The 14,579-nt window shown below is 73.8% G+C and carries 14 protein-coding genes and 1 pseudogene; 5 read left to right on the top strand and 10 right to left on the bottom strand.

Annotation, left to right across the window (positions count from 1 at the left end):
• Positions 1–85: 85 nt before the first annotated feature.
• Together glpK and ACZ60B_RS13220 are read right to left on the bottom strand one after the other, a co-directional pair.
• On the bottom strand, positions 86–1,600 hold the full coding sequence (glpK, locus tag ACZ60B_RS13225) for a glycerol kinase GlpK (RefSeq protein WP_469386195.1): 1,515 nt from the start codon (positions 1,598–1,600) through the stop codon (positions 86–88).
• 37 nt (positions 1,601–1,637) lie between these two features.
• Positions 1,638–2,405 carry an IclR family transcriptional regulator gene (locus ACZ60B_RS13220; RefSeq protein WP_469386193.1) on the bottom strand — a complete coding sequence of 256 codons (768 nt, stop codon included), beginning with the start codon at positions 2,403–2,405 and terminating at the stop codon, positions 1,638–1,640.
• Positions 2,406–2,628: 223 nt separating this feature from the next.
• Here ACZ60B_RS13220 and ACZ60B_RS13215 point away from each other — a divergent pair, with 223 nt between their 5' ends.
• Positions 2,629–3,054, top strand: a complete 426-nt coding sequence (locus tag ACZ60B_RS13215) for an ATP-binding protein (protein ID WP_469386191.1) — start codon at positions 2,629–2,631, stop codon at positions 3,052–3,054.
• 86 nt (positions 3,055–3,140) lie between these two features.
• On the opposite strand, the gene ACZ60B_RS13210 is transcribed toward ACZ60B_RS13215, so the two are convergent.
• Together ACZ60B_RS13210 and ACZ60B_RS13205 are read right to left on the bottom strand one after the other, a co-directional pair.
• Positions 3,141–4,349 carry a PP2C family protein-serine/threonine phosphatase gene (locus ACZ60B_RS13210; RefSeq protein ID WP_469386285.1) on the bottom strand — a complete coding sequence of 403 codons (1,209 nt, stop codon included), beginning with the start codon at positions 4,347–4,349 and terminating at the stop codon, positions 3,141–3,143.
• Between the two features lie 99 nt (positions 4,350–4,448).
• Complete coding sequence (locus ACZ60B_RS13205) at positions 4,449–5,207, bottom strand: IclR family transcriptional regulator (protein WP_469386189.1); 759 nt, start codon at positions 5,205–5,207, stop codon at positions 4,449–4,451.
• 239 nt (positions 5,208–5,446) lie between these two features.
• On the opposite strand from ACZ60B_RS13205, the gene ACZ60B_RS13200 reads away from it, so the two are divergent.
• Complete coding sequence (locus ACZ60B_RS13200; RefSeq protein ID WP_469386187.1) at positions 5,447–6,679, top strand: phosphodiester glycosidase family protein; 1,233 nt, start codon at positions 5,447–5,449, stop codon at positions 6,677–6,679.
• 11 nt (positions 6,680–6,690) lie between these two features.
• Here the strand turns inward: ACZ60B_RS13200 and ACZ60B_RS13195 are convergent, their stop codons facing one another.
• The 6 genes and pseudogenes from ACZ60B_RS13195 to ACZ60B_RS13170 all read right to left on the bottom strand — a co-directional run bounded on the left by ACZ60B_RS13195 (position 6,691) and on the right by ACZ60B_RS13170 (position 11,390).
• Positions 6,691–6,885, bottom strand: a complete 195-nt coding sequence (locus tag ACZ60B_RS13195) for a hypothetical protein (protein WP_152891974.1) — start codon at positions 6,883–6,885, stop codon at positions 6,691–6,693.
• Between the two features lie 102 nt (positions 6,886–6,987).
• Positions 6,988–7,327, bottom strand: a pseudogene (locus ACZ60B_RS13190) (PI-PLC domain-containing protein); the annotation flags it as partial.
• Between the two features lie 125 nt (positions 7,328–7,452).
• Positions 7,453–8,535, bottom strand: a complete 1,083-nt coding sequence (locus ACZ60B_RS13185; protein WP_469386185.1) for an acyl-CoA dehydrogenase family protein — start codon at positions 8,533–8,535, stop codon at positions 7,453–7,455.
• On the bottom strand, positions 8,532–9,716 hold the full coding sequence (locus ACZ60B_RS13180; RefSeq protein WP_384730172.1) for an acyl-CoA dehydrogenase family protein: 1,185 nt from the start codon (positions 9,714–9,716) through the stop codon (positions 8,532–8,534). Before ACZ60B_RS13180 ends, ACZ60B_RS13185 begins: the two co-directional genes overlap by 4 nt.
• Positions 9,713–10,690: an NADPH:quinone oxidoreductase family protein gene (locus tag ACZ60B_RS13175; protein ID WP_469386182.1), complete on the bottom strand. Its 978-nt coding sequence runs from the start codon at positions 10,688–10,690 to the stop codon at positions 9,713–9,715. The genes ACZ60B_RS13180 and ACZ60B_RS13175 overlap by 4 nt, the downstream gene beginning before the upstream one ends.
• A gap of 130 nt (positions 10,691–10,820) precedes the next feature.
• Positions 10,821–11,390 (bottom strand): helix-turn-helix domain-containing protein, encoded by a 570-nt coding sequence (locus ACZ60B_RS13170; protein WP_469386180.1) that lies wholly within the window; start codon positions 11,388–11,390, stop codon positions 10,821–10,823.
• Between the two features lie 77 nt (positions 11,391–11,467).
• Between ACZ60B_RS13170 and ACZ60B_RS13165 the strand changes: the two genes are divergently transcribed.
• From ACZ60B_RS13165 to ACZ60B_RS13155, 3 genes are read left to right on the top strand one after another with little or no spacing between them, the layout of a single operon-like run.
• Positions 11,468–12,511: an NAD(P)/FAD-dependent oxidoreductase gene (locus tag ACZ60B_RS13165; RefSeq protein ID WP_469386178.1), complete on the top strand. Its 1,044-nt coding sequence runs from the start codon at positions 11,468–11,470 to the stop codon at positions 12,509–12,511.
• Positions 12,512–12,540: 29 nt separating this feature from the next.
• The gene (locus ACZ60B_RS13160; protein WP_469386176.1) at positions 12,541–14,082 is read left to right on the top strand and encodes an ATP-dependent DNA ligase; all 1,542 of its coding nucleotides are present in this window, start codon (positions 12,541–12,543) and stop codon (positions 14,080–14,082) included.
• A complete protein-coding gene (locus ACZ60B_RS13155; protein ID WP_469386174.1) occupies positions 14,079–14,552 on the top strand; it encodes an NUDIX hydrolase in 474 nt (157 codons plus the stop codon). Before ACZ60B_RS13160 ends, ACZ60B_RS13155 begins: the two co-directional genes overlap by 4 nt.
• The last annotated feature ends 27 nt before the right edge of the window (positions 14,553–14,579 follow it).

Genomic DNA, 14,579 nt, shown 5'->3' with positions numbered 1-14,579 from the left:
ATACCATCACACGATCACGAACAAAGCACATCCGATCATCGGCTTTCCTCGATGGAAAAAGCCGAGCGAGGTTCCGACCCCGCCGTCACAGGACGCCCGGTGGTCTGATCCAGCCCAGTGACCGCTCGACGGCCCGCTGCCAGTTCTCGTACTCCGACACGCGGCGGGCGGGGTCCATGTCCGGCAGCCACTGCGCCGCCCGGTGCCAGTTGTGCCGCAGGACCTCCAGGTCCGGCCAGTACCCGGCGGCGAGCCCGGCGGCGTAGGCGGCGCCGAGGGAGACCGTCTCGGACACCATGGGACGCACCACGGGCACGTCGAGCACGTCGGCCACGAACTGCATCAGCAGATTGTCCGCGGTCATGCCCCCGTCGACCTTGAGTTCCCGCAGGGCGACCGAGGAGTCGGCGTTCATGGCGTCCACCACCTCGCGGGTCTGCCAGCCGGTGGCCTCCAGGACGGCCCGGGCCAGGTGCCCCTTGGTGATGTACGAGGTGAGGCCGACGATGACCCCGCGCGCGTCGCTGCGCCAGCGGGGTGCGAACAGGCCGGAGAAGGCGGGGACGATGTAGCAGCCGCCGTTGTCCTCGACCGTCCGCGCGAGGGTCTCGATCTCCGGCGCGCTGCTGATCAGCCCCAGCCGGTCGCGGAACCACTGGACCAGGGAGCCGGTGACGGCTATCGAGCCCTCCAGGGCGTAGACCGTGGGCTCGTCCCCGATCTTGTAGGCGATGGTCGTCAGCAGCCCGTGCCGGGAGCGCACGAGATCGGTACCGGTGTTGAGCAGCAGGAAGCTGCCGGTGCCGTACGTGCACTTCGCCTCGCCCGGGGAGAAGCAGGTCTGTCCGAACAGGGCGGCCTGCTGGTCGCCGAGGGCGGCCGTGATCCGGACGCCGGGCAGCGCCGCGCGGGCCTCGCCGTAGCTCTCGGCGGGGGAACGGATCTCGGGCAGCATGGGGCGGGGCACCCCGAAGAACGCCAGCAGCTCGTCGTCCCAGGTGAGCGAGCGGATGTTCATCAGCATGGTGCGGCTGGCGTTGGTGGCGTCCGTGATGTGCAGACCGCCGTCCGCTCCCCCGGTGAGGTTCCAGATCAGCCAGCTCTCCATGGTGCCGAACAGCACCTCGCCGTCCCTGGCCCGCTCCTCCAGCCCCTTGACGTGGTCGAACAGCCAGCGGATGCGCAGCGCGGAGAAGTAGGTCGAGGGAGGCAGTCCGCAGCGTTCCAGGAAGAAGCCGTCACCGGGCCGGATCCTGAGGTCCTCGACGAGCGGGGCGGTGCGGGTGTCCTGCCAGACGATCGCCCGTCCCAGCGGGGCGCCCGTGCTCCGCTCCCAGAGCACCGTCGTCTCGCGCTGGTTGGCGATGCCGATGGCGGCGACCTCGTCCGGGCCGGACTCCGCCGCGGCCAGGGCCTCGGGCACCACGCGCAGCAGGTTGCGCCAGATCTCGACGACGTCGTGCTCGACCCAGCCGGGCCTGGGGAAGTGCTGCCGGTGCTCACGCTGGGCGACCGAGACCAGCCGTCCGTGATGGTCGAACAGGATGCATCGGGTGGAGTTGGTGCCCTGGTCGATGGACATCACATACCGTTCAACCATGATCGGGACTGCCTTCCGACGGTGCGAGGCGGCGGGCTCACCAGCGGGCGGCCCCCAGGTCTCGTGAGATCGCCCGGGCGGCGTCACGGAGCAGGGTGACCAGGGCCGGCCGGGGACGGCCCTGACCGTCGCAGATCCTCTCGACCGCGCCGGAGAGCCCGATCGCCCCCACCACCAGCCCGCCGTGCCCTCGGATCGGCATGGCGACACCGGCTTCGCCCATGCTCATCTCCTGGACCTCGGCGGCCCAGCCGGCCTCACGGACGTCGGCGAGCGCCTGGGTGAGCTGCTCCCGGGTCACCAGGGTGTGCCGGGTGTACGCCTCCGGAGCGGGCTCCAGGGCCGCGTCGAGCGGCGCGGCTCCGAAGGCCAGCAGCACCTTGCCGAGCGAGGAGGCGTGCAGCGGCAGCAGCGAGCCCACCTCCAGGCTCTGGAGCGTGTCGTCCGGCCGGAACACGTGATGGACGACGAGGACCCGGCCCTCCAGAGGGGTGCCCAGACGGACCGACTCCCCGCTGCGCGCGGCCAGGGCGTCCGCCCAGTTGATGGAGCGCGACCGCAGCTCGTTCACGTCGAGGTAGCTGGTGCCCAGATGCAGCAGAGCCGCTCCGAGCTGGTATTTCCCGGTCGCCGCGTCCTGCTCCACGAAATCCACGTGCTGAAGGGTGCGCAGGATGCCGTGGGCGGTGCCCTTCGCGAGGCCGAGCGAGGCCGCCACCTCGCCGAGCCCCAGCCGGCGGGGTCCGCCGGCGAGCAGCCGCAGGATCGCCGCCGCCCGTTCGATCGACTGGACCGGGCCGGCCATGAGGCGAGCCTATTACCGCCCGGAAGCGCCCGCTTCACGTACAGGTAGAGGCTTCGTCCCTGGATACGGTACTTCCGTTCGGCAATGGCGACCTGTGTTCATTGACCCCCTTCGTGTCGCTTCCTACGGTGCTCTGAAGCCCGGCATCCTCGCCGGACTCCGGCGCCAGGCCGGCAGCCTCCGTCCGGAGGAGTCCGGCAGCGTTCGTCCTGGAGGAGTACAGATGGCGGCACAGCTGAACACGATGCTTCCGCAGGCGTGCGAACACGTCTGCCCCCTGCCGCCCGTACCCGGGGCCGTCTCGGACGTACGGCGGCGCGCCGGGGCCGTCATGACCGCCTGGCACGTCTGCCCGGAGATCGTCGAGGACGCCCTCCTGGTGGTCTCCGAGCTGCTCACCAACGCCGTCGTGCACGCCCTGCCCCCGGCGCAGCTGCGCCTGACCTGGGTCCAGGAAGCGGGGTTCGGCACCCTGCGGATCGAGGTCACGGACGCGGGTCCCGCCTATGGCACAGGAGGGGCGCAGGACGGGATCGACCCGGACGAGCACGGCCGGGGCGAGCAGATCGTGCACGCGCTGGCGGTCCGGCACGGCATCCGGATCCACTCCGGCGGCGTGTCCCGGTGGGCCGATCTCGTCGCGGCCTGAGCGCTCGCGCACACCGGCCTACGACACCTCGCCGGCCGGCCCGACCCCGCGACCGCCGCACCGGCCGGTCCGGTGCGGCGGGCCGGTCAGACCTGATCCCGCAGGGGCAGAACGGTGCCGTCCCCCGCGTCCGGCGAGCACCGCTCCGACGGGAGCAGGGATCCGGCGGCGGACCGGGGACACGATCCGGGCACGGCGGGCCCGGCGGCGGCCCGCCGCGCGGGCGCCGGCTTGCGGAGCAGGAGCAGCGCCGCGTCGTCGTGCAGCCGGCCGCCCACGTGCGCCAGCAGCTCGGCGTGGAGCGCGGTCAGGGTACGGTCCGGCTCGTCGCTCGCATGGCGTGCCAGCCCTTCGGCGAGCGGGTAGAACACGCGGTGGCGGTCACGGGCCTCCGTCACCCCGTCGGTGTACAGCAGCAGCTGGTCGCCGTCGGCGAAGGGCAGCGTCTGGAGGCCGGGGGTCTGTCCCGACAGGGCGCGCAGTCCGAGCGGCGGGGCCGGGTCGGCGGGCTCCACCGGTACGACCTCACCGGCGGCGCGGACCAGCAGCGGCGGCGCGTGTCCGCAGTTGACCAGCTCCAGGCGGCCGGCGCTCGGGTATCCGGCGACCACGGCGGTGACGAAGTCGTCGGTGTCCAGATTGCGCTCCAGGCTCCGCTCGATCCGGTCCACGACGGCGACGAGGTCGGGCTCGTCGTGGGCGGCCTCGCGGAAGACGCCGAGCACCAGGGCGGCGGTGCCCACTGCGGGCAGGCCCTTGCCGCGCACGTCACCGACGATCATCCGGATCCCGTACGGGGTGGGGATCAGCGCGTAGAGGTCCCCGCCGATCCGGGCCTCGGCCGCGGCGGCGCTGTAGCGGACCGCCACCCGGAACGGGCCGACGGTCTCCGGTACGGGCCTGAGCAGCGCGTGCTGGGCGGCCTCCGCGACCGAGCGGACGGCCGCGAGCACGCGCTCCCGGCGTCCGCGCAGGCAGCTGGCCAGGTCGCTGGCCAGGGTGACGGCCAGCAGGGCCGCCAGTACGGCCGCCAGCTCGCCGTCCGGGACGTCCGCGCGGGCCCCGAGGACCGAGCCGACGAGCAGGGCGAGGAAGCCGACGAGGAGGACCCCGCGCGGCCGGTTGGTGGTGGCGGCCAGCGCGGGCCCGGCGACGAGCAGCGGCAGCCAGATCATCCCCGCGCCCCCGAACAGCCCGGCGAACACCACGACGGCGACGAGCAGGACGGGCAGTACGGCCTTGCAGGTCGGCCGGGCAGCGGCGCGTCGACGGGTGGATCCTCGGGCCTGGGTCATATTGCGTCCGTTGTCCTCACGTGCGCTCTGGAACATTCCCGAAATGTCCGTTTAATCCAGGTAAAGGCGTCGGAGGTGGGTGCCACAAGGACCGGGATTTCACATAGTGAGCGACAGGCTCCGGGTCACCCGGTCCGCGGTCGGGTTCAGCCGGGCGAGGATCTCCGTGATCCGGCAGGCCCGCGCCACCGGCATGGAGACGCCGAGCGCGCCGAGGGTGTCCCCGCTGTAGACGGGCGTGGCGACGCAGACGGTGCCGAGGGCGTACTCCTCCAGGTCCGTGACGGCCGGGGCGACGGGTGAGGAGTCGAGCCGCCTGAGCAGCTCCGGGGAGCTGGTCACGGTCCGCGGGGTGAGGTCGGCCAGCAGATGCCGGGAGAGGTAGTCCCGGCGGGCGTCGTCGTCCAGCTCCCGCAGGATGCACTTGCCCAGCGCGGTGGCGTGCCCGGCGTCCTCGAACCCCACCCAGAGGTCCGCCCGGGGCGCGCGGGGGCCGTCGACGATCTCGGCGACCCGGATCTCGCCCTCCTCGTAGAACGTGAGGTAGGCGGCGGTCGCGAACTCGTCCCGCAGCGCGGCGAGCACGGGCCGGACCCGGCTCAGCAGCGCCTGCTCGCGGCTGGTGGTGTGCAGCGCCTGCACCCTGTCGCCCAGGACGAAGCCGCCGTCGTCGAGTTTGCGCAGGTATCCGTCGTGCACCAGCGTCCGCAGCAGGTGGTAGGCGGTGGCCAGGGGCAGCTCCGTCTCCCGCGCGAGCTGCTTGGCGGGCGCGCCGTTCACGTGCCCGCCCACCGCCTCCAGCAGGCGGAAGGCCCGCTGGACGGAAGTGATGAGCGTGGGGCCGTCCTGAGCGCGCATATCACCAGCGTGCCTCCGGCGCCCGGCGCGGGCAAGACGCGCACGGACCGTGACGGATCCACCACGGCGCGGCGACGGCCCGGTGCGTGCGGTGATACCCACGCCGAGGGGGATTCACCCGATGGCAGGCGTTCCCTCACTCGTTCTCGTGCAGTAGCGCGCAGGCCACCCCGTGGCGAAAAGGGTTCTGCTGAACTTTTCCGACGTACGGGTGAGTTGACGCGACCTCAGGGGATCAGGTGACTTTACGTCGGACATGGTTCGGGACGGGAAGATCGGTACTGACGGTTCTCACGGCGTTCAGCGCGCTGGCCGGTGCGACCGTGGTGGGGGCGGCGCCCGCCGACGCCGCGCAGGGCACGACGCTCGCGCCGGGCGTGGTGTACCGGCAGCTCGACATCCGGGGGGCCAGGGGCGTGACGCGCGCCCATGTGCTGAGCGTCGACCTGCGCGGGCGGGTGCGCCTCGGGCTGCTCCACCCCAAGGGGGTGGCGGCGCGGGCCACGATCTCCGGGCTGGCCCGGGCCCAGGGCGCGGTCGCGGGCGTCAACGGGGACTTCTTCAACATCACCGAGATCCAGCATCCGGGGGTCCAGGTGACGGGTGCCGCCGTGGGACCGGCGATCGCGGCGGGCCGGGCCCTCAAGGCGGCCGTGCCGGACGGGCAGCGGTTCGGCCCCGCGCTGCCGCCGGGCACGGACGCCACCGAGGTCGTCGGCGTCGGCTCCGACTGGCGCGCCCGGCTCGACCGGCTGCGCCTGGACGGGTCGGTCAGCACGCCCGCGGGCACGCTCCCGCTCGGCGGGCTCAACCAGTACGCGCTGCCGGTGGGGGCCATCGGCGCGTTCACCTCGGACTGGGGCAGCGCCTCGCGGGTGCGGGCCACCTGCGGGACGGACGTCGAGCGGGCCGCGGCGTGCAGCGCGGACACCTACGAGGTGACGGTCCGGCACGGCAGGGTCGTCGCGCTCGCCGAGCGGCCCGGCAGCGGCGCCGTCGCCCCGGGCACGACCGTGCTGGTCGGCCGTGAGGCGGGCGCGCAGCAACTGCGCAGGTTCTTCCGGGGCGAGCCGGTCTCGGTCCGGCACCGGCTGGTGGCCTCGGGCAGCCGGATCCCGTACCGGTTCGCGCTGGGCGGGTACCCGGTCCTGCGCGGGGGACTTCCGCCGGCCGGTCTCGACAACACGACGGCGGCCGTGCGCACCGCCGTGGGCATCTCGAACGGTGGACGGCGCGTGTTCCTGCTGGCGCTGGACGGCGCGCCCGCGTACCGCAGGGGCCTCACGATCGCCGAGGTGGCGGGTGTGCTGCGGAGCCTGGGCGCGGTCGACGGGTTCAGCCTCGACGGCGGCGGCTCGTCGACGCTGGTGGCCAGGGCCCCGGGCACGACTCGGGTCTCGGTGCGCAACCACCCCTCGGGCGGGACGGAGCGCGCCGTCGCCAACGGGATCGGGGTCTTCACCATCGGGTGACCCGCGCGGGATCACGGATGCAGGCTGCTCACCATGTCGGCCGTCGCCGTGATCCCGCTGCTGATCGTGGGAGCGATGCTGGTGCCGGCGAGACAGAAGCCGAACAGGGCGCAGATCAGCGCGTGGGAGATCTTCAGTCCGCCGTTGCGCAGGAAGATCACCGCCAGGATCAGCAGGAGCAGCACCGCAGAGATGGAAATGGCCATCGTCAACCTCCTCCGCCACGTCCGCTTCGCGGCGTTCGGCCGTAAGTGTGGCGTAGCGCAGGGTCCGTCCGGGCGGTTGACCTGTCCGCCGAACGAGTGGTTCTACGCGGCGGGGCGGTAGGAGTCGAGGAAGGCCTCCAGGCCCGCCAGGTGGTCGGTGTCGAGGTGGTCGACCCCGGCCGCGAGGAGTTCGCTCCACAGGGCGGTGCGGGCGGGTCCGGCGAGTTCAGCCGAAGTCGAGCGTCCGGTTGTCGCTGGTCAGCGAGACGAAGGAGGCGGGCGCGGAACTGCCGAGGTCGGCGAGCCGGCCGTCGTGGAACGCCCTGCGGACGGTCTGCGCCTCCATCGGCGCCCGGGCCGCTCGGTCGCCGGAGATGACGTCGGTGACCGGTCCGGGGCGTACCCGGCCGGCGGCGTACGTGGTGAACAGGTGCCGTTGACGCCCTCGCCTGCCCGAGGGCAGGCGATTCCGGTCCGTCCCTGCGCGGCGGGCGCACGGCGAAGCCCGCCCCGGGTGGACGCGGGGGTGGTTCGCGTCCGGGCGGGGCGGGCTTCGCCGGGTGTCGGTCAGGGGGCGCGCAGGTCGACGAGTTCGGCCAGCGCGGACCGGTGGGCGCCCGCCGTGCCGTACGCGATCGAGTCGGCCTTGGCCCGCTTGAGGTACAGGTGGACCGGATGCTCCCAGGTCATGCCGATGCCGGCGTGCAGCTGGAGGGCCTCCTCGGCGGCGTGCACGGCCACGGAGGCCGCGTACGCCTGGGCGACGGCGGCCGCCACGTCGGCGTCCTCGCCGGTGGCGAGGGCGTCGGCCGCGTTGCGGGCGGCGGCGCGCAGGCCGACGGTCTCCAGCCACAGCCCGGCGAGCCGGTGCTTGAGGGCCTGGAACCCGCCGACGGGCCGGTTGAACTGCTTGCGTTCCTTGAGGTAGCGGACCGTCTCCGTCAACGTCCATTCGGCCAGGCCGAGTTGCTCGGAGGCGAGCAGTCCGGCACCGGCCCGCAGGGCGCGCCGGACGGCCGGTCCGGCCTCGCCCAGGCGGCGGCCGGCGGCGCCGTCGAGCCGGACGGTGGCGAGCGGGCGGGTGAGGTCGAAGGACACCTGCGGTGTGACGGTCACGGCGGCGGAGTCCACCGCGTACAGCCCGCCGTCGTCGGCGGGTACGAGCAGCAGGTCGGCGACGGCCGCGTCCGCGATGCCCGTCAACTCGCCGTGCAGGGTGCCGTTCTCCAGCCGTGCGGTCGCGAAGGCGGCGCCCGGGGCGGTGTGCAGTCCGACGGCCAGCGCGCCGATCGAGGTGGCGGTGGCCAGCCGCGTGAGGAGGTCGTCGGCGCCGCACTCCAGCAGCGCCTCCGTGGCGACCACGGCGCTCGTCAGATACGGCACCGGCGCGACCGCCCGCCCGAGTTCCTCCAGGACGACGGCGGCCTCGCGGTGGGTGGCGCCCTGGCCGTCCAGCTCCTCCGGGACCAGCAGGCCGGCCAGGCCCATTCCGTCCGCGAGGGTCTTCCACAGGGCGAGGTCGTGCGGGGCGTCCGACTCGGTGCGCGCGATCACCGCGGCCGGGTCGCAGCGGTCGGTCAGCAGGTCCCGCACCGCCGACCGCAGCGCCTCTTCCTCCTCCGAGTACAGCAGGTCCGGCGTGGTGCTCATCGGGCCAGGTCCTTCCAGGCGACGTCCTTGTCGGTGCGGGGCTCGGACGGCAGTCCGAGGACGCGCTCGGCGACGATGTTCAGCAGGACCTCGCTGGTCCCGCCCTCGATGCTGTTGCCCTTGGAGCGCAGGTAGCGGTAGCCGGCGTCACGGCCGGTGAAGTCCACCAGTTCCGGGCGGCGCATGGTCCAGTCGTCGTACAACAGGCCCTCTTCGCCGCGCAGTTCCACCTCGAGGCCGCTGATCTGCTGGTTGAGGCGGGCGAACGCGAGCTTCATGCCGGCGCCTTCGGGGCCGGGCTGGCCCGCGACGAGCTGCTGGCGCAGCCGTTCGCCGGTGAGCCGGGTGACCTCGGCCTCCACCCAGAGTCCGAGCAGGCGCTGGTGCAGGTCGTGGGTGCGCAGTTCGGGGCGCTCGCGCCAGGTCTTCGAGACCGGGCCGATCATGCCGCCCTCGCGGGGCAGCCGCATCCCGCCGATCGCGACGCGCTCGTTGTTCAGGGTGGTCTGCGCGACCCGCCAGCCGTCGCCGACCTCGCCGAGGCGGCGCGAGTCGGGGATGCGGACGTCGGTGAGGAACACCTCGTTGAACTCGGCCTCACCGGTGATCTGGCGCAGCGGCCTGACCTCGACGCCGGGGTCGGTCATGTCGCACAGGAAGTAGGTGATGCCCGCGTGCTTGGGCACGTCCGGGTCGGTGCGGGCGATCAGGATGGCCCAGCGGGCGAGGTGGGCGCTGGAGGTCCACACCTTCTGCCCGTTGACCACCCAGTCCCCGTCGCCCTCCCGGACCGCCCGGGTGCCCAGGGCCGCCAGGTCGGACCCGGCGCCGGGCTCGCTGAAGAGCTGGCACCAGACCTCCTCGCCCACCCACAGCGGGCGCAGGAAGCGCTGCTTCTGCTCGTCGGTGCCGTAGCGCAGGATCGTCGGCGCGGCCATGCCGAGGCCGATGCCGATGCGCCGCGGGTCGTTGTCGGGAGCTCCCGCGGCCTCCAGTTCGGCGTCCACGACGGCCTGGAGGGAGCGGGGGGCGCCGAGTCCGCCGAGGCCCACCGGGTAGTGCACCCAGGCCAGGCCCGCGTCGAACCGGGCCTTGAGGAAGTCCGTGCGGTCCGTCGTGGCGGGCGGGTACGCGGTCAGCAACTCCTGGGTGAGGCTGCGCAGTTCGGCTGCGTCGGTCATGCGGCGGCTCCGTTCTCCAGAGCGGGCAGCACGGCGACGCGGCCGGTGGTGACGCCGTCGGCGACCCGCTGGACGGCGGCCGCGGCCTCGGCGAGCGGCACGCGCTCGCTCACCAGCGGCCTGATCGCGCCCCGGGCGGCCAGCTCGGTGAGCTGTTCGTGGCAGTGCTGGACCAGCTTCGGGTTCTTGGTGTTGTAGAGGCCCCAGTGCAGGCCGAGGATCGTGTAGTTCTTCACCAGGGCGTGGTTCAGCGCGGCGGACGGGATCGTGCCGCTGGCGAAGCCGACGACGACGATCCGGCCCTCGAAGGCGACGACCTTGGTGGACTGGGTGTAGGCGTCGCCGCCCACCGGGTCGAAGACCACGTCGGCGCCCCGGCCGCCGGTGGCCGCCTTGACGGCGGCGACGACGTCCTCGGCGCGCCGGTCGATCACCACGTCGCAGCCCAGTTCGCGGGCCACGGCCGCCTTGTCCGCCCCGCCGACGACCCCGATGACGGTGGCTCCGGCGGCCTTGCCGAGCTGGACGGCCGCGCTGCCGACCCCGCCCGCCGCGGCGTGGACGAGCAGCGTCTCGCCGGCCTCCAGCCGGGCCCGGCGGTGCAGGGCGAACCAGCCCGTCTGGTAGCCGATGTGCAGCGCGGCGGCCTCGGCGTCGTCGAGCGACTCGGGGGCGGGCAGCAGGGCGGCGGCGTCGGCGACGGCGTACTCGGCGAAACCGCCGTACGGCAGGGCCGGGTTCGCGATCACCCGGAGCCCGTCCTCGGTCTCGCCGCAGATCTCCACGCCCGGCGTGAACGGCATCGGCGGCCGGACCTGGTACTGGCCTCGGCACATCAGCGCGTCCGGGAAGTTGATGTTCGCAGCGCGCACCTTCAGCAGGACCTGGCCGTCGCCGGGCGTGGGCCGCTCGACGTCCTGGAGCCGCATCACCTCACTCGGCTCGCCGTTCTCGTGCACCTGCCATGCCTGCATGCGAAGCCTCCACGGGACTGCGTCCTCGACCGGTCGATCGCATACTAAGCGGTCGCTTGCCGATCAGGGAACAGGTGGACGCGTCACGGTCCCACCCGCGGGGGCTGTGCCGGACCCACCCTCCGGCTCATCAGCGCGAGGGCCGCGCCCGTACGTGCATCCGCTCGCCCTGCGGTCCGAACAGGCTGAGGAACTCCACCGGCCCCTCGCCCGTCGACCCGAACCAGTGCGGCACCCGCGTGTCGAACTCCGCCGCCTCCCCGGGGCCGAGCACCACGTCGTGCTCCCCCAGCACCAGCCGCAGCCGCCCGGACAGCACGTACAGCCACTCGTAGCCCTCGTGGGTGCGCGGGTCCGGGTCGAGGCTGCGCTGCGGTTCGAGCACCTTGAACGCCTGGAGTCCGCCGGGCTGCCTGGTCAGCGGCCAGTGGGTACGCCCGTGCCGCATGACCGGTTTCGCCCGCACCCGCGGGTCCCCGACCGGCGGCGCACCGACCAGCTCGTCCAGCGGCACCTGGTGGGCCTGGGCGATCGGCAGCAGCAGTTCGAGGCTGGGCCTGCGCAGGCCGGACTCCAGCCGGGAGAGGGTGCTGACCGAGATGCCGGTCGACTCGGAGAGCGCGGCGAGGGTCACCTCCCGCTCCTTGCGGATCCGGCGCAGCCTGGGGCCCACCTCCGCGAGAACGTCGTCGGTACTCATCCTCGTATTGCAGATTCGGCAAAGCCGTTTGTCAATTCCGCCGCACGCGGACGACCGTCTTCCCGGAGGTGGTCACCATGACCGAGAAGCACGAGCCGGCCGAGACCCGCGAGGCCGCCCGGCCGTACGCGGCCGCCGAGGCGCCCGTCGAGGCCGGGACGCCCGAAACCGCGGACCCGCACGACCCGACCGGGACGTACGAGGTGATCGTCGTGGGCGGCGGCGCGGCCGGGCTGTCCGCAGCCCTGGTGCTGGGCCGGGCCCGGCGCCGCACGCTCGTCGTCGACGCGGGCGAGCCGCGCAACGCGCCGTCCGCGCACATGCAGGGCTATCTGTCCCGGGACGGGATGGCGCCCGCCGGGTTCCTGGCGGTGGGGCGCGCGGAGATCGCCCGGTACGGCGTGCGGCTCGTCCGGGACTGGGCGGTGGACGCGGTCCGGGACCCGGACGGCGGGTTCGGCGTGGTGCTCGCGGGCGGACGGACGGTCCACGCCCGGCAGCTCGTCGTCGCCACCGGTCTGAAGGACGAGCTCCCGCCCGTCGCGGGGGTCGCCGAGCGGTTCGGACGCGATGTGCTGCACTGCCCGTACTGCCACGGCTGGGAGGTGCGCGACCGGGCCTTCGGGGTGCTCGCGACCACCCCGGCGAGCGTGCACCAGGCGCTGACGGTGTCCCAGTGGTCCGAGGACGTGACGCTCTTCCTGCACACGGTCGACCGCGGCGAGCTGTCCGGCGACGACGTGCGCAGGCTGGCCGCGGCGGGGGTCGCCGTGGTGCCGGGCGAGGTGGCGGGGCTCGTCGTCGACGACGACCGCCTCACCGGCGTCCGGCTCGCGGACGGCACGGTGCACGCGCGCGAGGTGCTGTTCGTGGCGCCGCGCGCGGTCCCGCGCAACGGGCTGCTGCGGCGGCTGGGCGCCGAGCTGCGCGACACTGCGTTCGGCGCGTATCCGGTGATCGACGAGCGGGGTCTGACGACCGTCCCCGGGCTGTGGGCGGCCGGGAACGCCTCCGGCTTCGCCGAGCAGGTGGTGAACGCGGCGAGCCGCGGCTACCGGGCGGGCGCCGCGATCAACGGCGAGCTGCTCCTCGCCGACCTCGACGCGGCCGTGCGGGTGTAGTCGCCGCGCCCGCGGTGCACCATGGCTGCATGCTGCTGAGCCGGCTCGCCCAGGTGTCCCGGGAGGTCGCCGCCACCTCGGCACGGTCCCGGAAGACCGCGCTGCTCGCGGAGCTGTTCCGGGACGCCGACACGGACGACGTGCCGCTCGTCATCCCGTACCTGGCCGGGCGGCTGCCGCAGGGCCGGCTGGGCGTCGGCTGGAAGGTGCTGTCCCGCCCCGTCCCGGCGGCCGCCGCACCGGCGCTGACCGTGCGCGAGGTGGACGCCCTGCTGACCGGGCTCGCCGCGGTGTCCGGGCCCGGCTCGCAGACCGAACGGGCGCGTCTGGTCGGGGCGTTGATGGGCGCGGCCACCGAGGACGAGCAGCGGTTCCTGCTCGGCCTGATCACCGGCGAGGTACGGCAGGGCGCGCTGGACGCGGTCGCGGTCGAGGGCCTGGCGGCGGCGACCGGGACCCCGGCGGCGGACGTACGGCGGGCGGTGATGCTGGCCGGTTCGCTCCCGGCCGTGGCGCAGGCGCTGCTCGCCGACGGCCCCGCGGCCCTGGACCGGTTCCGGCTCACCGTGGGACGCCCGGTGCTGCCGATGCTCGCGCACACCGCGGCCTCGGTCGCCGACGCGATCGGCAGGCTGGGCGCCTGCGCGGTGGAGGAGAAACTGGACGGCATCCGGGTCCAGGTGCACCGCGACGGCGACACCGTGCGCGTCCACACCCGCACCCTCGACGACATCACCGATCGCCTGCCCGAGGTGACGGCGGCCGCGCGGGAGCTGGCCGGCGAGCGGTTCGTCCTGGACGGCGAGGTGATCGCGCTCGGCCCGGACGGCCGGCCGCGGTCCTTCCAGGAGACCGCCGGGCGGGTCGGCTCGCGGGTGGACGTGGCCACGGCCGCCGAGGCGGTCCCCGTCTCCCCCGTCTTCTTCGACGCGCTGTACGTGGACGGCCGTGACCTGCTCGACCTGCCGCTGGCCGAGCGGCACGCCGAGCTGGTCAGGCTGGTGCCCGAGCCGATGCGGGTGCGGCGGACGCCGGCGTCCGGGCGGCCGGAGGACGTCCGGGAGGCGGAGGACTTCCTCGCCGCCACCCTGCGACGCGGCCACGAGGGCGTGGTGGTCAAGGCCCTGGACGCCCCCTACAGCGCGGGGCGGCGCGGCGCCGCCTGGCTGAAGGTCAAGCCCGTGCACACCCTGGACCTGGTGGTGCTGGCCGTCGAGCGGGGCCACGGGCGGCGCACCGGCAAACTGTCCAACCTGCACCTGGGCGCCCGCACGGCCGACGGCGGTTTCGCCATGCTCGGCAAGACCTTCAAGGGCATGACCGACGCGATGCTCGCCTGGCAGACCGAGCGGCTGGCGGAGCTGGCCGTCGACGACGACGGCCAGGTGGTCACCGTACGCCCCGAACTCGTCGTCGAGATCGCCTACGACGGCCTCCAGCGCTCCACCCGCTACCCGGCCGGCGTCACGCTCCGCTTCGCCCGCGTGGTCCGCTACCGGCCGGACAAACGTGCCGAGGAGGCGGACAGCGTGGAGACGCTCCTCGCCGCGCACCCGGAGGTACGCCCGTGAGCGCCGCCCGCGGCGGACGCAGCGCCGGACTGCTGTTGTTCCGGCACACCGATCATGGCCTCGAGGTGCTGCTCGGGCATATGGGCGGTCCGTTCTTCGCCCGGAAGGACGCCGGGGCGTGGACCCTGCCCAAGGGCGAGCACGAGCCCGACGAGCCCGCCTTGACGGCCGCCCGGCGCGAGTTCCTGGAGGAGCTGGGGCTGGCGCCGCCCGACGGCGAGGCGGTGCCGCTCGGGGAGGTCCGGCAGAGCGGCGGCAAGACCGTCACGGCCTGGGCGGTCGAGGCCGACCTCGATCCGTCGGCGGTCCGTCCGGGCACCTTCCGGATGGAGTGGCCACCGCGGTCCGGGCAGGTCAGGGAGTTCCCCGAGCTGGACCGGGTGGAGTGGTTCGGGCTCGACCGGGCCCGGGAGCTGATCATCAAGGCACAGACCGCGTTTCTCGACCGCCTGGCGGAGCACTCGGCCTGAGCGGACGCGCGGACGTTGCCTGAGCGG

The sequence above is a fragment of the Streptomyces sp. NPDC104096 genome, assembly GCF_055584385.1.
Note: the sequence above shows the minus strand (reverse complement) of the source record. Positions and strands in the feature narration are given on the sequence as shown.